At 38.8% G+C, this 20,909-nt stretch carries 11 protein-coding genes and 1 pseudogene; all 12 read right to left on the bottom strand.

Translation table 11 applies throughout. The annotated features are described in order from the left end of the window. Positions 1-71: 71 nt before the first annotated feature. The 12 genes and pseudogenes from LNM86_RS03900 to LNM86_RS03845 all read right to left on the bottom strand — a co-directional run bounded on the left by LNM86_RS03900 (position 72) and on the right by LNM86_RS03845 (position 20,371). Positions 72-800, bottom strand: coding sequence for an LbetaH domain-containing protein (locus LNM86_RS03900; protein WP_241438510.1), 729 nt, complete (start codon positions 798-800; stop codon positions 72-74). A 1,508-nt stretch (positions 801-2,308) separates the two neighbouring features. Beyond that, a complete protein-coding gene (locus LNM86_RS03895; RefSeq protein ID WP_241438509.1) occupies positions 2,309-7,273 on the bottom strand; it encodes a DEAD/DEAH box helicase in 4,965 nt (1,654 codons plus the stop codon). 602 nt (positions 7,274-7,875) lie between these two features. Next, on the bottom strand, positions 7,876-9,504 hold the full coding sequence (locus LNM86_RS03890; RefSeq protein WP_241438508.1) for a YfjI family protein: 1,629 nt from the start codon (positions 9,502-9,504) through the stop codon (positions 7,876-7,878). Then, a pseudogene (locus tag LNM86_RS03885) lies at positions 9,477-10,404 on the bottom strand (DUF7146 domain-containing protein). The gene LNM86_RS03890 and the pseudogene LNM86_RS03885 overlap by 28 nt, the downstream one beginning before the upstream one ends. A 100-nt stretch (positions 10,405-10,504) precedes the next feature. Beyond that, entirely contained in the window at positions 10,505-10,711 is a 207-nt protein-coding gene (locus tag LNM86_RS03880; RefSeq protein ID WP_241438507.1) for a helix-turn-helix transcriptional regulator, read from the bottom strand. Positions 10,712-10,930: 219 nt separating this feature from the next. After that, entirely contained in the window at positions 10,931-12,097 is a 1,167-nt protein-coding gene (locus LNM86_RS03875; protein ID WP_241438506.1) for a tyrosine-type recombinase/integrase, read from the bottom strand. 125 nt (positions 12,098-12,222) lie between these two features. Continuing rightward, positions 12,223-15,906 (bottom strand): alanine-zipper protein, encoded by a 3,684-nt coding sequence (locus LNM86_RS03870; RefSeq protein WP_241438505.1) that lies wholly within the window; start codon positions 15,904-15,906, stop codon positions 12,223-12,225. A gap of 16 nt (positions 15,907-15,922) precedes the next feature. After that, positions 15,923-16,141, bottom strand: a complete 219-nt coding sequence (locus LNM86_RS03865) for a hypothetical protein (RefSeq protein WP_241438910.1) — start codon at positions 16,139-16,141, stop codon at positions 15,923-15,925. 761 nt (positions 16,142-16,902) lie between these two features. Beyond that, positions 16,903-17,682, bottom strand: a complete 780-nt coding sequence (locus LNM86_RS03860) for a hypothetical protein (RefSeq protein WP_241438908.1) — start codon at positions 17,680-17,682, stop codon at positions 16,903-16,905. 79 nt (positions 17,683-17,761) lie between these two features. After that, entirely contained in the window at positions 17,762-18,259 is a 498-nt protein-coding gene (locus tag LNM86_RS03855; RefSeq protein ID WP_241438469.1) for a hypothetical protein, read from the bottom strand. A gap of 88 nt (positions 18,260-18,347) precedes the next feature. Beyond that, positions 18,348-19,511, bottom strand: coding sequence for an LbetaH domain-containing protein (locus tag LNM86_RS12845; RefSeq protein WP_308219230.1), 1,164 nt, complete (start codon positions 19,509-19,511; stop codon positions 18,348-18,350). Between the two features lie 83 nt (positions 19,512-19,594). Continuing rightward, the gene (locus LNM86_RS03845; RefSeq protein WP_241438504.1) at positions 19,595-20,371 is read right to left on the bottom strand and encodes an LbetaH domain-containing protein; all 777 of its coding nucleotides are present in this window, start codon (positions 20,369-20,371) and stop codon (positions 19,595-19,597) included. Between the last annotated feature and the right edge of the window lie 538 nt (positions 20,372-20,909).

Genomic DNA, 20,909 nt, shown 5'->3' with positions numbered 1-20,909 from the left:
TCTAAATAATGGATTAAATTTTAATGAAATGTTCTTAAGAAGGGGCGCCCCCGCCGCGCCCGCGGTGTTATTTACGCAGCTTGATTTGCATCTTCAGAATTGCAATCATATTGGTAATCATCATCATAACCATAATCATCATAATATTCATGACGATAGTAATCATCTTCGCTACCAAATTCAGGAACCGCGGCATCATAAATATCATCATCAGATGATAAAGAGGCGTCACTATGAATACAAGAATAACCAGATACGGTAGCCCCACAAACCACGGCATCATCAATGACATAAGAATTACCACAAATATAAGCAGCGCCGCTTATTTTTGCATTGCCTCCAATTTGAACATCATCACAAATCACGGCATCATCAGAAATATGAGCATGCCCACTTACAGAGGCGTTATCATAAATTTTTGCATTGCCTTCAATAACAACCGCCCCTTTAATATGAGCATTTCCATAAAGGCGCGCATTGCCCCCCATAAAAATAGATTCGAAAATAGCATTTCCATAAATTTTTGCATTGCCACAAACGTCTACAAAATAGCTTTTTACTTTCGCATTGCCTGAAACCTTTGCATTTTCAAAGACGCGAGCTTTATCGTAAACCCAGCAATTCCCTTTATGTGATAAGTTACTTTCTTTTTGGATAAAACCGCCTAGATCCCCTTTTTTCACATCACCAAAGTCTTTTAAAGCACGGATACGGTACAATGTGAGACCAGTCATAAAATCCATTTCATTGGTCAATTCATATTTTTTGGATGATGTTTTCTTATTAACAGTAGCATTCATAGCTAGTGTCTCCTTACTGATTAGATGTTTTTGAATTGACACCCTATAAGAGCATCGGGCGTTCAAAAACACGGCAGTAAGTCCGTCGTTACACTTTTCCCATAAGGGTATTGTATGGTGTAACCACACCCGACAAAATCCTCATATACTAACAAGAGCATAAAAGATAGTCAGTTTTTATAACAGGATTAGGTTTATCGTAACCTATTCGCTTACTGTTTAAGTGTTTTTGATCACTTGGGTATTTATATAACAAAATACGTATTTATTGTCAATTATATTTTATTCTTTTTTGTGTTTTTTATAATTATTTTTTTTATGACATTGTGTATAAATACGCATCATATGCTTATGAATATTTTCTGTTTTATTGCGTCTATTTGACTCTATATTACGCAATTGCGTTATTTTCCTCTTTTAAACATCATAATAACTAAATGCGCTCTTATGATACTTATTTTTAACTTTATAACGCATCATTATTTTTATGAGATAACTTGTGAATATTTTTGTGAATTTTTTATTAAGAGGTTTGTAATTTAGACAGCTTTATAGAGACCGCGTCTTTATAACCAACGCTTTTGATTCAAATCTATTGTTTTGATTCATTCTCTATAGCCACCGCATCATTTTCATAAAACAAAGGATAATATGATCATGCGGTTTTGATTTTTATAAAAACATTTCGAATTCTTATATCCTTATCAAAATACCTTTTTATGGGCTTTTGTCTCTTTTGTTTGTTTTGTCAGTTAATCTAGCCCCCCCTTTCATTTAAAAAAATTGAGATAAAATAAAAACATTATATTTCAATAGGTTAGTATTTTTCAAAATTTTGAAACATCACGTATAAAAGCAATGTGAGTAATATAGACAATTAATGACACGCATTTTGTCTGTTTTGTCAAATTTTGTCAGTAAATTTTAAAAGACAATTGTTATGATTAGAGTGCGTGTTTAAATCATGTTTTATGAGAGGGAATATAATGCTTTAAATGCTTCTCAAAAGACCGTTTGTAATTATGAGGCATGTTATAAAGAGTGACTTATAGATTTAAAGGGGGTTTTGAGTTTTGAAACTTTGTGTTTTAAAGAAAAAAACAATAAAAAGATAAAAAGCATTATATTTTAATATATTAAGTTTTATCAATGCTTCAAAAAACAATCTCTATTGATAAATACAACCTATTAATACGCATAATTCTCTTTAAAGAGAGCTTTTGAAAGATATGAAAGGCATCATTTGAGATTGCGATATAATCTTTTAAAGGCAATGTAAAAAAATCTCATTCTATTTAAGATGGGATTTCTTAAAAGCCTTAAAGCAATCCAAATAAGAGTGTCTAAAAGTGCAAGGCTTCTCTTTTTAGAGTATCGCATGATAAACCATTCCTTTTAAGATTATAGGTAAGCAACCTAATAAGAGAGTATAGATGATGGTTATAAGATCTATACTCCTTATAAGATTGGCATATTCATATGATAGGCATGCTTCATAAGTCTTAAGTCTATTCAGTTTCTCTTAATTCCAAATTTGGTAAGTTCTTAACAATCTTCATTGTTTCTAAACTTACCGTAATAACCCTTTGAAACAATTCCAATGGATAAGCAGGGTTGCCAATGGTCTCAAGTGCATAGCGATTGGCATCATTAACAATGCCACTCTTTTTATCAGTTTTTACACATTGACGCCCCATAACCCATTCAAGAGCGGGTTTACCATTTACGATATACTCATAAGCTTCAAGAGGGATATCTGTTATCGTGATATTACTGTTATAAAAAACAGTGGTTTTATCCTTTTCCTTACTATTTTTGATTTTTGCGAATTTCATTTCTGTAACGTAATAGAATTTCTCAGGATTAGAGATCTCTGTAAGTTTTGGATTGCCTTTTTTAAAGGTCACAGGATAAGGGGCTACAGTCTCATAATTGACGTGCAAATTGCCTAATTCACGACCCGCATTAACGAATGCCCAGAAATCTTCAGTGCTCTTTACGCAAGGGATGCGAGGCAATTCCTTAGAGAGATTATCAGCATAGCGAGCACGGTAATCTTCTGAATGCAAGAGACCGTAAACATAATAGAAGATATCATCTTTAGTTATGGTCTCATTAGGATAAGCTGTTTTAAAGTATGCTAAACCCTCATCCGTAATGGCATCACGGCGTCGTAAACCGGTGGTTTCGCTTTCTTCTGTAGAATTTGTAAATAAATGAGTTTGTTCTTCGTTCTTATCTTTTGCAACAGCAATATCTTCGTAAAGATACAATGGAAAACATTGACTTTTTTCTATTGAATCGAGGTTAGGCAAAACATTACTCATCAAAACAGAAAAACCGCTTGCTCCTACACCGGTAACTTGTATCACCCTGTTTTCAACCACTTTTCCCATTGGAAAAATACGCGGCAATTGATAAACCATATCATTAAAGATGCGATTATAATAGAGCCATTGTCGTGTAAAAGGACGGTACAAACTTTGCGTAAGACTTGCTTCTTCAGATTCAAAAGACTTTCCTTTTGCTAATTCTTGTTTAAGTGCACGGCTCCAACTAATTTTTTTTGCATCCACATTGATAAAATTATCTACAAAATTTGCACGTGTTTTACGGTCAGCATGTGAATGGGTATCATTAAAACGTTCTACTTCGCTATTATAGAAAGTAATCATATTCTTCATATTTTTTGCTAAAGATTCACGGCTTGAGTTATATGCCCAAGCATCACGGCTGGTCATAATACCACGAGAAAAGGTTTCAAAAAGCTTTTTACTATGCTCTTTCTTATCCTTAACACCCATGGCTAAAAATGCTTTAAAACTTTCATCACGTTGATTTATCCAATCTCCATGCTTATCTGGTGTAATGATTTGCCAGCTTGATTTATCAGCAATACTATCAACACTCCTAAGGAACTCAAGAGCCGTGAGTTTTTCTTTTGTCGTAAGATTATTACCAATATCATGATAGTAAATTTTACAAGGTTCAGAAACATTAGGATTTTTAATAAACAGTGTCACAGCAATACCGGTCATACTACCATTACCAAAAATATTCTCTCCTTCTTCAGCTCTACCACCGCTTAACATATTTTTACGAATATCCCCCCGTAAATTAAGCACATAAATACTGGTGAATTCCTTGGTTAAAGCTTTTCTTAAGCTGTCCATAGAATATCCAGTAACAAAGCTTGCATTTGTCACAAAACCAATAACACCACGGTCTTTTATACGGTCACTTGCCCAGCGGATAGCTCGAATATAACTATCATATAGTGATCGTATATTCGTGACTTTCGATTGAGCAGCATAGGTTTCACGAATACGGTTATCTAATATGGGGTAAGGAGTGTTTTTTGCGTTGTCATTTTCATTCTTTTGCCCCATGGAATAAGGAGGATTACCAAAAATAACTTCGATATTCAGGTTTTTCTGAAGTTCTAAATAGGCGCTGTTTTCCTCTAGTAAGCCCTTCATCAGATCTTGTTTTTCAACCATCTGAAACGTATCAGTCAAACCAATATGCTTAAAGGGGATATACTCTCCTTTCATAAGACTATGATAGGTTGCTTCAATATTAACAGCAGCAATGTAATAAGCGAGCAAAACAATCTCATTGGCATGGATATCATGACGGAATTTATATTCCATATCCTCTGGTTTAATGAGATCAGATTGCAAAAGCCTTGTGATAAAGGTACCTGTTCCCGTAAAGGGGTCAAGAATAGAAACATCACGGGAACCCAAGCTCTTGCCAAATTCCTTGCGTAAAACATCATCAACCGAATGAATAATAAAATCCACAACCTCAACAGGGGTATAAACAATCCCAAGCCTATCCGTTGTCTTTTTGAAAGCCTTGGCAAAAAAACTTTCATAAAGAGTAATGATGAGGTTTTGTCTTGCATGCGGGGTAGTAATCCCAGAAGCACGTAATTTTACACTGTCATAGAATTCTTTAAGGTCCTTTGACTCTTCTTCAATATTGGTCTTATCTAATTCCTTTAAGATCTTTTCCATTGCTTGTGAGATGGCATTGTTTTGAACAAATTGATTGCCATCAAATAAAGCTTCAAATACAGGACGGGTGACAAGATGCTGTGCGAGCATCTCAATGGCTTCTTCTTGTTTGATATCACTGTTTAAATTGTTCTTTAGTTCAAGATAAAAGCTCTTAAAGGCATGAAAGGCTTCACTCTTTTCATCAGCAAGCATATTTTGCAGGCGGTTGATATGATTTTGCGCAATCTCAGCAACATTGCCAGCCCAGTTTTCCCAATAATCGGTAATGGCAAATTTCTTCGTTAGAAGGGTTATCAGAGCATTACGGAACTCCTTAAAAAAGGGTAATCTTGTTTGTATTCCAACACTTTGAGCAGGTTCATAGGCGGGTTTTCCTATCTTTAATCCCATACTTTCTGATTTTTCATAGATTGAGATTTTATCTTCAACCGCAGTCATACTGTCTAAGGCGATAATCTCTAGGGTATGACTTACATCTTGCCCTAAAATCATTTGGTTCAGGGTTATCTCAAAATTCTCATCATGGGCAAGCAAGGCATTGATGACTTGCCAGACAACCTTGTATCTCTTATTGTGTCTTAAAGCCTGTTCAGCAGAAATCCCCGCAGGGACGCCAACCGGTAGAATGATATAGCCTCTTTTTTTGCCCTTGGCACGGCGCATGATACGTCCCACCGCTTGTATCACATCGACATGACTTTTGCGCGGGTGTAAAAACATCACCGCATCAAGAGCAGGAACATCCACACCTTCAGAGAGACAACGGACATTGCTTAACACACGACAAACGTTTTCCCCCGCATCTTCTTTAAGCCAATCAAGGGCTTGATTACGTTTTTTTGCACTTTGTTTTCCGTCAATATGTTCAAACTTACAATGAAGAGGGGAGGTCTTTTTATAGCTTTCATAAAGAGTCCGTAATTCATCCTGAATTTCTTCAGAATTGAAGGTATCACGAATGCGTTCAGAGGTTTTAATATCTTTACAAAAAGCCAATGCCCGACGCATAGGGTTGGGGTCATCGCTTAGATCAACCTTCAAATCGATTTTACTGAGAGCTTGATAACAGCCTACAATCTTGGTCTTATCATCAAGAATAAGTTCATAATTATCATCGGTCATAAGATGTTGAATGGATTGAGCGACTGCTTCTTCATTCACACCCAACACAATAATCTTATAAGGTGCTAATAGGTTATTCTGAACGGCTTTTGAGAAGGTATAAGTGTAAAGGGTTTTTCCATAGAGCTCTTCATCATCCATAGAAGCCAGCACGGCATTAATCTCATTGGCTTGTTTCTTGGCATTATCCGTAAAGATCTTTGGAGTTGCGGTCATGTAGAGACGTTTTTTGCCCTGAACAATGCTGTTGTCATGAACCTTAACAAACTCTGATTCACTGTTGTCTGTACCCAATACAGCACCCGTTGTCCTATGGGCTTCATCGCAAATGATCAGATCAAATTCAGGTAAATCATATTTCTTTTGTGCATCGGATATCACTTGGATGGAATGATAAGTCGAAAACACCACAGTCATCACATCAGATGAAATTTTATTGGCTTTGCTAGCAAGCTCTTTTGCATCTGTTGTAGCAGGCAAGACAAGATCGGATGCGTTAAAATCAGCGGCATCCTCTTGGTTTTTACGCCGCTTGCCAACTTGTGTATCAGAACACACCGCAAAGGAACGCAAGGGTATATCTGTATCACTTGTCCATTCTCTGATGGTTTGTGACATAAGAGCAAGAGAAGGCACTAAAAACAAAACACGCTTGCCTTGACCAGCAAGAGTTTCTGCTATCTTAAGACTTGTGAAAGTTTTACCTGTTCCACAAGCCATAATCAGCTTGCCACGGTCTGCTTCTTTTAAACCCTCACAGACTTTCTGAATTGCTTCTATCTGATGAGGGCGTGGCTCTTTTGTCGATTTAAGAACGACTTCTTTTTTTGTTGCAAAGATTTGCCAGTCTATACGACTGTTTTCCATATGACGAAGGTCAATGCGATAAACCGGTATCGCTTGTCCTTTAATCATTGCATTCACATTGTCACTTAAATTCACTTCAGTGCTATCAACCAAAAGGCGATATTTGAAGATATCTTTCCCAGATGCGGCGATAAAGCTATCAATATCCTTTTTACTAATCTGATGGTCTGCTTCATAAAACTTACATTGAATGGCAACATACCCATCTCGATTACGAAGTTTTGCAACTAAATCGATTCCAATATCCCGCCCATCTTCATCACGCTCTTTAGCCCACTCGTAATAGCTCTGAACCTTTTCATATCGTCCATAATGAAGAGGGTCATACATAAGATATTTCGTCACAAAACTTTCAAAGATTTTTCCTTTTTTTGCGTTTGAGGTTGCCTGTTGGCGATAAGACTGTAAGAGCGAGCGTAAAGAGGATTGTTTCTTATCAGAATTGATGGATTGAGACATTATTCAATAAACTCCATTGCCTTATGAGACTCAAAAAATCACAATGGCGTTTCATAAATACATTTAGGATAAATATCGAGTCTGAAATGGGAGAAAACCGCCCGAAAACCCACCAAATACGTCAAAAAAATTTAACAAGTTGCAATTATAAACAGCCTATAAACAGCAAAGTAGTAAAATTTACTATTCATTTTACGGAAATAAAGACAAATTCGAACCGTGTTTTAAGAGATCAAAATAATTGTTTTGAAGTGTTTTATGATCTCAAAATATCATAACAATTGTCTATTAAAATTTACCGACAAAAATTGACAAAACAGACAAAACTCAAGTCACTGATTGTCTCTCTTACTCACATGGCTTTTATACATTGGATTGCAAAAAATTGTATAATGCTAACCTATTGAAATAGAATGCTTTTATTTTTTCTTTCAATTTTTTTAAATGGGAGGGGGGTAAATCAACAGACAAAACTGTCAAAAGAGACAAAACTCTTTTTACAAAAGAATTCTGATCTTTCCCTTTGCAGAAGGTTACCTAACAGAATGCCATTGAAAAGAGTTTTGCAAAATTGTTTTGAGAAGCTTTAAAAAGAGCTTTCTTCATTGCTTTATACTCTGATTTTTCACCAAAGGATGCCATTCATAGCGTATGGTAGAACGACCGCCTTTTTGCTCCTTATCATCACAGATTTCACGAAGATAGTTGCAACGGCATAAAACATCTAAAGCTGTTTTAACGGCTTCTTTGTCTTTTAAATGCATCCAGCAGCGCCTGTAGATATCACGAGCAGTAAAAACCTCAGGTAAGCCATTACAGCGCTCTATAAGCAAATTTGCACGCTCTGTTGTTAAGTTATCATCCATCGCATAAAGACGTTTTGCATGACTTAACAAATAGGTTTCCCAACGCAAGGCTGTTTGAAGGGCTTCTTTATTGATTTCCAAACGACCACCTTCGACAAGTTCAAAAATCAAAGCAAGACTTACTATGGTTTTGTCCATTTTTGCACAATGGGATTGCAAAGCTTCAGAGAGATCATCCCTTCTGATCGCTTTCTGATGATTTTCCCACCACTCACTAAACATCTCTTGTGCTTCAGCAGAAAAACGCATGGTCGTTGGATGTTGAAAAGAGCCTACCGGTTTATCATAAAGAGAACGAAACACTTTTTCATAAGCTTCCCATGCCTTTTGATTGGGATATTCATCCCTCCATTCTCTCTCTTTATTGTTATCGGGCCATACCATCAGTTGAAACCGTTGCAATAAACCATCATCGTTTATTCCACGGTTTATCGCTTGTACAATGGGAATAATCCGAGAAGGTTGAATGCCTCCTATAATGGAAAGTGTTGCATTGGGAATATAAATTGTTCCACGTTCTATACGGTCATAGGTGTAAGGAGAATTTCCATTAAAAGCCGTCAGATAAAAAGAACGGTCTGTCTGATATTCCTTTCTTTCCATATTAGCTAAAAAACCAGAAAGTTCATCACGAACCATTAATAACCCGCGCGGGTTTTCTCTCAGTAATTCTCCAAGCTTTTCAACCGTTGCATCATTGACCAGAAGACGTCGTTTAACAAGAGTTTCATCCTCACTTTCTTGATCTTCAAGAGATTCATTAAGAAGAGCGATAGCTTGTTGCTTGTTTTTATTTTTAAAAGCTTTTCGGGCTTGTTTTTTCTTTTCTTGTCTCTCTAATTCAATGAGAAGATTTTTTGTCTCTTTCTGTTTTTTCTGTTTACGCCATTCTTGATGCCATTCATTTTGAAAGGAATAAAGAGGAGCGAGAGCGGCTTGCATATCAGGTGTTTTGAGAGTTGCAGATCGCCCGATAATGGCGCCCCATAGATTAGGGACAATTTTCCAATTGTGCGTATTTTGTTTTGGAGCAATGCGAATTCCATTACCAATCAGGGCAGCTAACCCACACAGAGCCGAGACAGCAATAAAATCGAGAGAAGATTGTTGGCATTCAGCCACGTCATAAATATAGTCTCGTAAAGTTGAAGGCATTTGTTCGGGGTGAAAAGGTTCAACCGGTAAAAGCGCGTTGTTTATCGGTTTTAATTCGCCCCAACCCATTTGTTGCAAAGCCTGTTCATAAGGGATGGCTTGTAAACAGGGATGCTCCTTTAAAGAGACAGGATGGTTATCGTTATCAGTATTCTTTACAGAAGTATTGCCATTGTTATTGGTTAAATCAGTTTTATTTTTGTGGTCCATAAGATATTCCTTTCAAAGGGTAAAAAATCATTAAAATCCGCTCCTTCGGGAGCTTGCATCATCAAGACTTCAAAGCCTTGGCTATGCGCACGGGTAGCAAGGGCAAAACCTGCTTTACGACCCGCATCATCGCCATCCATAGCTATGGTGAGATGGGTTTTTGATTTGATATGAGGTAAGCGCACATGCACCATGCCACTGGTTGAGAGGGATGCCCATAAAGTCACAGGCTCCGATAACAGACCAGACAGCAGAGAAAGACCTGTTTCAATTCCCTCACAAATGACCAGATGTTGGTGATTGGCTTGGCATAAATGCACGGCACCGCCCTTAACAGAGCCCAGCATCGCTTTTTTTGGTAATTGTTCTGTTTTGCATCCATTGTCTTGTAAAAAGGTTCTATGGATTGCAAAGGAGCCACCCCCCTCAACGAGGGCAACCAACGCGGGGATGGTTTTGCCAGAGGGATGGGGGCATTTACTATGAAAGCGTAAACTAGGGAGGTAAGTTACAAGTGATACCACGCTTGCGTAAATAAAGCTCTGCTATGGTCTCTTTAATTGGTTGACTTTGCTTCCAAATCTTTTGAGCTCTCTCTGCTTTCTGTTTTGCCTTGTTATCTTCACAACAAAACTGTTTTGAGAGAGACAACCTATAATCATAAGTTTTATCAAAACATATTTGTGTATTGATAAGACCAATGCTCTTAAGAGCTTGTAAGATCTCTTTAAAAGAGCAGCCGGCATAACAATAAAGCAAGAGACGCCCATCATTTCCATTGGCAAGAGATAAACTAGGCACTTGATCATCATGGGCAGGGCAACGGGCTAGTCCATAAGCACCATACCAGACACCCCGCAAGGCATTTGTAATGCCCCGAGCATTTATAAAATGATACATTTTTCTCATCCTATGATATTGCGTCACAGGACGGATTTTGCTATTTTCAATTTGCGATAATTTGAGAAAGCCTTGTCCGTCCTTACGTGACAAGGTTTTTTTATGCCACATCACTGAGATGTTGACGTTGCGTTTTGGCTTTTTCAATCACATTCAACAGATCCGATTTTAACCAACGCGATAAAGAACCAAACTTTAAGGGCTTTGGTAAAGATCCATTGGTGACATGGCGACGGAATGTTGAAACGCTTATATGCAATAATTTTGCACTTTCACGGTCTGTAAGAAGAACATCATGTTCAGTCATAACTCAATCCTTTCAATCTAAAAAATAGTAACAAATCATAAGTATTTATTAACCATATTTTATTGAAATTGAAAAGTAAGTTTAATCATAAAAAACAGTACTTTATGATGTATTTTCTCATTTGATAATTTATGAGTCTTATTGAAACGAAATGAGAGAACGAAGAGAGAAAGTTATCCACAGATAATGGAATAAAAATGGGGTACGAGCCCCCATCTTTTAAGATTGCCCCGTGACATAAGCCGCCCATTTATCCATATAAACACGGCGCTGTTCTAAATAATCAGTACGACGGTAAGCACGCTCTACTTTACCTCCGACCGTATGACCTAGAATGGTTTCAGCGACTTCAAAAGGGGCATCGGTTGTTTCTGCGAGCCAATCTCGTAAACTAGACCGAAAACCATGCGGGCAGGCATCAAGTCCAGTTTTTTGCATGTAGAGTGACATGCACTTATCAGCAAGAGGACCACGACCGGTTGCAGAGAAAAAGAAATCATTGCGAGAGAGAGGACGTGCTTGTTTCAAAATTTCCAATGCTTCTGTTGGGAGAGGCACGCGAAACTCTGTTGTAGTATCAAGCCTTCCTTTCATATTTTCAGCAGGGATGGTCCATATATCATCTTCAACTTGATCTTTATGGATATGACGCAAAGGATATGTACGAACGCCTGTCAGAATAAGCAAACGCAAAGCCAATTGTGTCATGGTTGTTTTTTGACAAAGTGTTTTATAAAAATCCGGTATCTCTTTCCAATCCATTGCTGGTCTATTTTTGATTTTATGACGTTGTTTGCCTAAAAGAGCCTTTGCTTTTTCTGTAGCCTGTAAATCAACATCCAATCCCATTGCAGCAGCATGTTTGAGACAAATATTAAGACGAATGAGAGCTTTCTCTGCTGTTCCAGCTTTTGTATGCCAGATGGGAGCGAGGACATTGCGTATATCGGTTTGAGTAATTTCTGAAACCGGCATACAACCTAACTTAGGGAGAATATGAAGTTGTAAAGGTGAAAACCAACGCCCATCTTTAGCATCATTTTTTAATTCTGCTTTACGAGTTTCAAAAGTATCTAAAGCGATATCTTTTAGATAATGCAGATTACGCATTGCCTCACGCTTTTGTTTGTCACGTTCTTTAATGGGGTCACGACCATCACGAAGAACAAAACGCCATTGGGTTGCCAATTCACGAGCTTGTTTTAAAGAAACATCTCTTAAGGCACCCAATCCCATTTCACGACGCCGCCCGTGAATGGTATAGCGTAAAAGCCATTGAGCACCCCCATCTTTACGCTTATGAAGTAGCAAGCCGGCACCATCATTATATTTGCCAGCCCCCAATGTTGCGACAGCCCTTGCATTAAGACGATTCATTAAAGGCATTTTTGCTCCTTTCTAAACTGTTTTTTACCCACACACCAACCCCACTTATGACGTGCAAATAAGTGACTTTAATTGATTGAACATAAGATGATTTGAATTGGGAGAATCTTACAATATTCGGGAGTCTAATTCAATATGCAAAACAGTAAATTATCATTATAAATCAATACGTTGTACGCAGAAGAAACCGTTGCTAGGGAATTCTTAATACCATCAAATTCTTGCTGCGTCGTATTTGCTGTTTTTTTTGCTTGCTCTGCAACAGTTTTTGCTTCCTCTGCTGTCCTTTTCGCTCTGTCGGCTGTTTCCTTGGCTTTACCAGCTTCGCTCTTGGCTTGATAGGCTTGTGAATCTGCTGCCTCGGCTTTTTTCTTGGCTTCTTCTGAATACGTCCGTGCTAAACTTACGGACGCTTTCAAATTATCAACCACTTGATTAATATCTATTACTCTACTCGTTGCTCCAGATGCTTCATTTTTGGCTGCTTCTGCTATAGACCGCGCTTGCTCGGCATCATGTTTTGCATAACCCGCTGTCTGCTTGGCTTCCTTCGCTATCTTTTGGGCTTCCTCCGCTTCATTTTGTAAAGATGCTGCCTTTTTACCAGCTGCTTCTGCTGCCTTCTGTGCCTCTTCTGCTTGATATTTTGCACTATTGGCTATATCTTTCGCTTTACTTGCTTCATCCTTCGCCTCATACGCTCGGTCATCGGCTTTATCTGCTATTTTCTTGGCTTCTTCTCCGGCACTTCTAGCCAAGCTTGCTGTAACCTTAGCGCCATCAGCGACTTCCCGCGCATCATGCGCTTTATTCCAAGCTTCCAAAGAGTTGCTTGCCGCCTTTTCCGCCTGACTCCTAGCTTGCTCGGCATCATGTCTTGCAAAACCTGCTGTCTCCTTAGCTTCTTTCGCTATTTTTTGAGCTTCTTCCGCTTCTTCTTCTAAAGACGCTGCCTTTTTACCGGCTGCTTCTGCCGCCTCCTTTGCCTCTTCTGCTATATATTTTGCATTACCAGCTATTTCCTTGGCTTTTTCTACTTCTTGCTTGGCTTCATACGCTCGGTTATCGGCTTTATTCGCTATCTTCTTCGCTTCTTCACCTGCCATTTCTGCTAAACTTGCTTTAACCTTGGCACCATCGGCGACTTGCTGCACATCATAGACTTTACTCAAAGCTTCAGAAGCGGTGCTTTTTGCTTTTTCCGCATCACTCCGCGCTTGCTCCGCGTCATGTTTCGCATAACCCGCTGTCTGTTTCGCTTCTGTCGCTGCTTTTTGGCTTTCATCCACTACCGTTGCTAACGATTCTGCCTTCTTCTGTACCCCTTCGGCAACCTTCTTCGCTTCTTGGGCTGTGCTCTTGGCTTCTTGCGCTAAAGTCTTTAAGGCATCTTCATTGGAGGAGACGACTTGCCTTTCAGCGCTTGCCGCCTGCTCTGCTACCGCTTTCGCTTCATTGGCTAAACGCGTTGCTTCTGAGGCTTCCTGTTGTGCCTGTTCTGCTTTCACTGTTGCTGTTTCTGCCGCGCTTTTAGCTTCTTCTGCTACACCCTTCGCTGCATTGGCGGTAGAGGTTGCTGTTTCTGCTACAGATTTTATACTCTCAACGGCTTGCTTAGCTTCATCCGCTGTTTGCTTTACATTATCAATCAAGCTTGAAGCTGCCGTTGACGTATTCTTGGCATCCGTCGCTGCACTAAGCGCTGTATCACAAGATTGCTTGGCTTCTCTTGCCGTCTGCTCTGCTCGATTGGCGGTTTCCCTCGCTCCATCGGCTATATTCTTTGCCAAATCCGCCGTGCTCTTCACATCTTCGACTGATTGTTTGGCTTCTAAAGCTTTCATCGTTGCTTCTGTAACGAGTGTCTCTACTGTTAAAACCTTCTGTTGTGCTCCTTCTGCTGTCCTGTTTGCTGCCTCCGCTGTAGCCTTCACATGTTCAACCGATTGCTTAAGACCATTAGCTACAGACACTGCCATCAATGCACTTTCTTGTGCTTCACCGGCAACATTGGATGCCGTTGTTGCTGTCTCATTGGCACCTTGTGCCGTCGTGAGAGATGCTGTCGCTGTATCCTTCGCCCCATTGGCTAAATCTCTAGCCTCATGCGAAACACTCTTCGCATCATTCGCCGTATTAAGAGCTGTTGATGCTGTTTGACTTGCATCCATAGCCGTCGAAGTTACTGAAGAAACTTTTTGCTCTAATGCTTCCGAAAAAGACGTTGTTGTTGCTTTGACCTGTTCTGCTAATCCTTTTGCCTCTTCTGCCGTCTGATTAGCTGCTGTCGCTGTCTGTGCTGCTTGTCCCGCTACTTGTGAAACAGCAGAAACTTCTTGTTTTGCCGCTCTTGCCAATTGCTCCGCCCGTTCTGCACTCTCCTTAGCTTGTCTCGATTCTGATAGCGAGGTCGAAGCCGTTGCTTTGCACTCTCTTGCATCTGTAAGGGCTTCCTCTACTGTCCTTGCTATTTGCGTAACCTGTTGAGAACTTTCCGTAGATGCTGTCGTTGCTTTGTCTGCCAACCCTTTTGCCTCTTCCGCAAGACTCTTCGCATCATTTGCCACCTGCTTTGCTTCTTCCGCCGCTGTCGTTGCTGCCGTACCAACAGCCTTAGCATCTGTAGCCGTCGTGACAACACGAGAAACCTCTTCTCTAACTTCTATTACCGTCTGCTTCGTCTCATGAGCAAGCGTTTCTGCCGTTTCTGCCTTACTCTTAGATGCTTCTGATAACTGTTTTGCTTCATCTGCTATCGATTTTGCTTCATTGGCTACCGTTTTTGCCTCATTGGATACTGTTACTGCTGTTTCTGCTATACCTTTCGCTTCATTCGCTACCCTCACGGCACCTTCACTTGCTTGTTTGGCTTCCACGGCATTCGTAACCGCTCCTGAGGCGACTGTCTTGGCTCCTTCTGCCGTTGTTTTTGCATCATCCGCAAGACGCTTCGCATCTGTTGCTATCTGCTTGGCTTCATTCGCAATAGTCGTTGCTGTCGTGCTCGCATTCTTCGCATCTGTTGCCGTCTGCTTGCTTTCATTCGCAAGGCTCTCTGCTAATTCTGATTTACTCTGAGACCTTTCCGATAAAAGCTTTGCATCATCTGCTACGCCCTTGGCTTCATTCGCTGCTCTCTCTGCTCCTTCAGACGCTTGTTTGGCTTCTTTTGCAATAGAAACAGCTCCTGAAACTTCTGTCTTAACTGTTTCTACTTCTTGCTTGGCTTCATCACTAGCACTCTTGGCTTGTTGGGATAAGTTCTGTGCATTCTCCGATTGGCTCTTTGCTTCTCCTGATAACTGTTTGGCTTCTGCAGATAGACTCTTCGCTTCTGCTGCCTCTGTTTGTGCTTTTGATGCCGCTTCATGCGCACTGCGTGCATTATTAACCGCTGTCTCTGAATGGCTTTTCGCATCACGACTTGCTACCAAGGCTTGATCTGCCGTTGCTTTCGCTTCTGTTGCCGCAGTTGTCGCTGCCGTCACTCCTTCTTTCGCAACATTCGCTGCTGTGAGTGCTGTCGTCACTGTTTCACCGGTTTTCGTACTCTCTGTAAGCGCTCTGTCCGCTAGTCCCTTCGCTTCTTCCGCCTTTTGATAAGCACCATTGGCGTGCGCCGTGGCTTGCTCCGATTCTTGCCGAACTTGGACGATCTGCTCCGCGGTCGCAAAAGCTTCATAGGCATAAAGGGACGCTGTTCCTAATAATTTCGGTACAACAATCGTGTTGATAGATTTCCCCTCTCTAATCTCTTCTTTCGTTGCTACCGGTATTTGATACTCATGCGTGTGGTAAGGTATCCCCATGGTCTTGCTCCATCAATTAAAATGAACACTCTTTCAGCTCTTCTAGCTCGCTGCTTAAAACTTTTATCCGCTCTTCTAGAGATTGGATTGAACCCTCAAATTCTGAACGCAAAGACGCCCTCAACAAATCCAAAAGCCCATTAAGCGGCGCGTGGACAAAATGCTGTCCTGAATACAAAACGACCCGTACTTGAGACGGGTCGCTTATGCCTGGCGTCCCATTTTGTATAAAAATACAATAAAATCAGTATATTAAGTGCATTTATTTTATTTGAATCCACCTTTGAATCCACACTTTTATGCACAATTTAATTGACCATTTTTTACAAACAATAGCCATCTATAAACAGAGCATAAAAAGCAAATCATGATGCCAATGTTATAATACATGTGAGCATTCAAATAAAATGCAAAGCAGCTATCATTCATAACAGCACATAAATTTTACAAGACGTTTTTATCGTAATAAATCGCATTGTTAAAACGCAATTGAATATGAGAGCTTGTTTAAATGCAAATATTTGAAACATTCTTTAAGAGGTTAATCCAAATTTGGATTGAGCGATTTTAGTCACCTCAAAAATGAGGGCACCTTTTTTATAAACAGAGAGAAGTTGAGAGATAACATCATTAAACGCAAATGTTTAAAGAGAGCTCTATAGCTGTTTTTTGTTTTACTGAGAGATTGTTTTTAAAACCAACGCTTGCTTTTGATTGATTTGATATAACTTTATTAGGCTTTTTTCATTCAAATGTAATGATCTAAAAGAACGCTTTCATAACCATTCCTTTATATTATTTTGGATAAGTTTTTATAAAGAGACTAGAGAGCTTGCAATATAATACGTTTTGTATATATGTGTTTATGACTCCTTAGAGTGATGATTGATTCAACATGAGAGATATGAAAGCCGCGTCACGTAAAATGGCACGGCTTTCTTTTTTGCACTCTTGTCTTTTGAGATGGCATCAAACCAACGCCCCCGCATTTATTGTTTATTCTTCAGTATCAACAATCTCTATAAGAATATCGCTCTTATTAACCTCCTTATTTTTGGGAACCTCTCTTATCTCACTTTTTCGATTAAGTTTTGCACGCCCACAAGCACGACCAAAGACCTTGATAGTATGAGAAACCTGAGCTTTTCCATAAACAGAGCCATAAATTTGCGCACAGCCACTTACTTTTGCATAGTCATAAACCTTGCCATAAATTTTTGCACGGCTCTTAACAACAGCATAGCCATAAACATGCGCATAACTAAAAAGACAAGCAGAGCCTAACACCCTCGCGTTGCCATAAAGCCTTGCATATTCAAAAAGATAACTATGATGAGAAAGATGCGCATTGCCATAAACATGGGCTTCAATTGAAACGCGGCTATTGCCATAGACACGAGCCTTGCCATAAACATAGCCAGCCACATGCGCACTATCATAAACAAATGCATTGTCATAAATTTTTGCATATTGAGAAATAAACACCTTATCATGCACCTGAGCATTGCCATAGACAAGACCACAAATTTGTGCATTGCCTCGTATTTTTGCATTCTCATAAACACGGGCATGTTTATAAACCAATGCATCATCATAAACCCAGCAAAGACCGTTATGAGAGAGGTTTTCTTCCTTTTCAATAAAGCCGCCCAGTTGACCAGCCTTGACATCAGAAAAGCTTTTTAAAGCCCGAATGCGATAAAGCGTTGTAATTTTTTGTGTAATTTTATCTTTTAGTTGTTTTGTTTCATTAGTTAGTTTGTATTTTTTGGACATCATAAGACCCCTCACAATCTCTCTTGTGAAAAAAGTTGCATGGAAAATATTGGAAAAATGGAGTGACCGCCGCGGCGCTCTAAATGTTTAAAAAGGCTTTATTACGCAGCCAGATGATTTTTATTTCATTATTGGAAAGCAATTCGATATAAGACCTTGTTTCAATATCATCACGAGTCTTTTCTAAAATCATAACAATGCCGTGACTATGAGCATTCTCATAAATATGAACATGATTGACGATACGGGCGTGATCATAAATTTGTGCATTGCCATAGACATGGGCATGGTCATAAATGATCGATTTACCAAGAACGATTGCATTGCCATAGACATAACCAGCAATAATAGCGTTATGATAGACCCTAGCATTCTCATAAACACGACCGGAGTTTAAAACCAGAGCATTACCATAAACCCAGCAATTGCCATCATGAGAAAGGTTACTCTCATCTTCGATAAAGCCGCCCAGTTGACCAGCCTTGACATCAGAAAAGCTTTTTAAAGCCTGAATGCGATAAAGTATGTGATTAGCAAAGAGACGCGTTTCATTTGTAAGTGCAAATTTCTTTTGCATAGGAACAATCCTTATAGAATATGAGATTTGAAATGAAAGATTTGGAAAGCAGGCGCCCCCGCAACGCCTGTTATTTACGTTGCTTTATTTATGGTTTTGTTATTTTACCAATATCTTCATAAATTTTTTGATTGCCATTAACCACGGCATTGCCTGAAATTTTTATTAAATAACAAACATATGCGTTATCATCAATGAAAGCATCATCATAAACACGAGCATACCAATCAATACGAGCAGAACCTGAGATTTTTGCATTTCCATAAATAAAACCACTCACATACGCATTATGAGAAATTTTTGCATTCTCATAAATTTTTGCCTCATAAAGGATATTGGCTTTATTACAAACCATGGCATTGCCATAAACTTGACCACGCACTATAGCATTGTCATAAATTTGCGCATTGTCATAAACATGGGCATTGCCTCCAAAAACCCATGCCTTATCACGAACCACGGCATTGCCATAAACACAAGCATTTCTATTAATAAAGGCATTGCCATATATTTTTGCATTTTCATACACACGGGCATCACGAGAAACGGTAGCATTATCATAAACCCAGCAATTGCCATCATGGGATAAATTGCTTTCATTTTCGATAAAACCACCCAATTGACCAGCCTTGACATCATCAAAATCTCTTAATGCGCGAATGCGGTGTAAAGTAACCCCATCACGAATGCAGCTTTCATTTGTTAATTCATATTTTTTTGTTATGGGTAAATCAACACAAACATTGTCACAAGGTTTAGATACACAGGAGAGCTTTGTATTGCCTTCAATACGGGTATACCAACTCACAAAGGCATTACCATAAACTTTTGCCTTATCTCTTATAACAGCCTTATCACATACAGCAGCATTCTCAAAAACATGGGCATATTTGTAAACAAAAGCATCCCCATAAACCAAGGCATTATCATAAATTTTTGCATTGTCATAAATACTTGCAAAATCAAAAACTTTAGCATTGTCACAGACCGTTGCATTATCGAAAACACTAGCATAATTGAAAATTTTCGCATTATCAGAAACATGGGCATTATTATACACACATGCCTCGTTACCAACCCAGCAATTGCCGTCATGAGAGAGGTTATCTTCCTTTTCGATAAAGCCACCTAACTCTCCAATTTTAATATCATCAAAGTCTCTTAAAGCACGAATGCGATAAAGGGTGCTATTAGCACATACACGGGTTTCATTTGTTAATTCATATTTTTTGGATACATTTATAGTGGTCATAGGGAGCTCCTAATCTAATAATCGATAAATTTTTAATGAAATGTTCTTAAGAAGGGGCGCCCCCGCCGCGCCCGCGGTATTATTTACGCAGCTTGATTTGTATCTTCAGAATTGCAATCATATTGGTAATCATCATCATAACCATAATCATCATAATATTCGTGACGATAGTAATCATCTTCACTACCCAATTCGGGATAAGCATCATCACAGATATCTTCATTAGCAGTTAAAGAAGCATTGCTATGAATATAAGAATTGCCTGAGATAAGAGCATCACAAACCATGGCATCATCAAAGACACGGGATTCATCACAAATATAAGCAGAGCCCTTTATTTTTGCATTGCCACCAACATGGGCATCATCACAAATGACAGCATCATCAGAAATATGGGCATGATCAGTTACACGAGCATTATCATAAATTTGCGCATTGCCTTCGATAACCACGGCATTGCTAGCATGGGCATTGCCAGAAAGTTTTGCATTATCTTTTAGTGTCATACCTTCAAAAATAGCATTTCCATAGATTTGCGCATTGCCATAAACATCAACAAAAAAGCTTTTTACTTTTGCATTTCCAAAGACACGGGCATTTTCAAAGACACGCGCTTTATTATAAACCCAGCAATTGCCCTCATGAGAGAGGTTATCTTCCTTTTCGATATACCCCCCTAGATCTCCTTTTTTGACATCACCAAAATCTCTTAAAGCACGTATACGGTATAAATAATGATCATCTATTAATTCACAATCATCAATAAATTCATATTTTTTTACAGGTTCTTGTTTTGCAAGGGATGTAGTGTCATTTGCATTGGAAACGATAACGGGGGTGTTATTTTCTATAGCGTTCATAACGAACTCCTAACTGTTAAATTTTTGAATTGACACCTATAAAGGTGCCGGGCGCTCAAAACACGGCAGTTAGTCCGTTGTTATGTTTTCCTCCATAAAGGAGTATTGTATGACATAACGACACCCGACAGAATCTTCATATACTAACAAGAGCATAAAAGACAGTCAGTTTTTTTTATATTAGGGATTAGGTTTATCGAACCCATTCGCTAACTGTTTAGTGTTTTGATCACTTGAGTATTTATATAACAAAATACGTATTTATTGTCAACTATCTTTTATTATTTTTTGTGTTTTTTTATAATTATTTTTTATACCATTGTGTATAAATATGCATCATATGCTTATGAATATTTTCTGTTTTATTGCGTCTATTTGACTCTATATTACGCAATTGCGTTATTTTTCTCTTTTAAACATCATAATAACTAAGAACGCTCTCATAATGCCTATTTTTAACTTTATAACGCATCATTATTTTTATGAGATAACTTGTGAATATTTTTGTGAATTTTTTATAAGAGGTTTGTAATTTAAA

This window comes from Bartonella machadoae (genome assembly GCF_022559585.1).
Taxonomy (GTDB): Bacteria; Pseudomonadota; Alphaproteobacteria; order Rhizobiales; family Rhizobiaceae; genus Bartonella; species Bartonella machadoae.
The sequence above is the reverse complement of the archived record's forward strand: the minus strand, read 5'-3'. Positions and strand labels throughout refer to the sequence as shown.

Bases quoted from the DNA above. Each gene is read 5' to 3' on its own strand.
- LNM86_RS03870 (WP_241438505.1), bottom strand. From the start codon at position 15,906: ATGGGGATACCTTACCACACGCATGAGTATCAAATACCGGTAGCAACG.
- LNM86_RS03845 (WP_241438504.1), bottom strand. From the start codon at position 20,371: ATGAACGCTATAGAAAATAACACCCCCGTTATCGTTTCCAATGCAAAT.
- LNM86_RS03855 (WP_241438469.1), bottom strand. From the start codon at position 18,259: ATGCAAAAGAAATTTGCACTTACAAATGAAACGCGTCTCTTTGCTAAT.
- LNM86_RS03875 (WP_241438506.1), bottom strand. From the start codon at position 12,097: ATGCCTTTAATGAATCGTCTTAATGCAAGGGCTGTCGCAACATTGGGG.
- LNM86_RS03880 (WP_241438507.1), bottom strand. From the start codon at position 10,711: ATGACTGAACATGATGTTCTTCTTACAGACCGTGAAAGTGCAAAATTA.
- LNM86_RS03895 (WP_241438509.1), bottom strand. From the start codon at position 7,273: ATGTCTCAATCCATCAATTCTGATAAGAAACAATCCTCTTTACGCTCG.
- LNM86_RS03900 (WP_241438510.1), bottom strand. From the start codon at position 800: ATGAATGCTACTGTTAATAAGAAAACATCATCCAAAAAATATGAATTG.
- LNM86_RS12845 (WP_308219230.1), bottom strand. From the start codon at position 19,511: ATGACCACTATAAATGTATCCAAAAAATATGAATTAACAAATGAAACC.
- LNM86_RS03890 (WP_241438508.1), bottom strand. From the start codon at position 9,504: ATGGACCACAAAAATAAAACTGATTTAACCAATAACAATGGCAATACT.
- LNM86_RS03860 (WP_241438908.1), bottom strand. From the start codon at position 17,682: ATGTCCAAAAAATACAAACTAACTAATGAAACAAAACAACTAAAAGAT.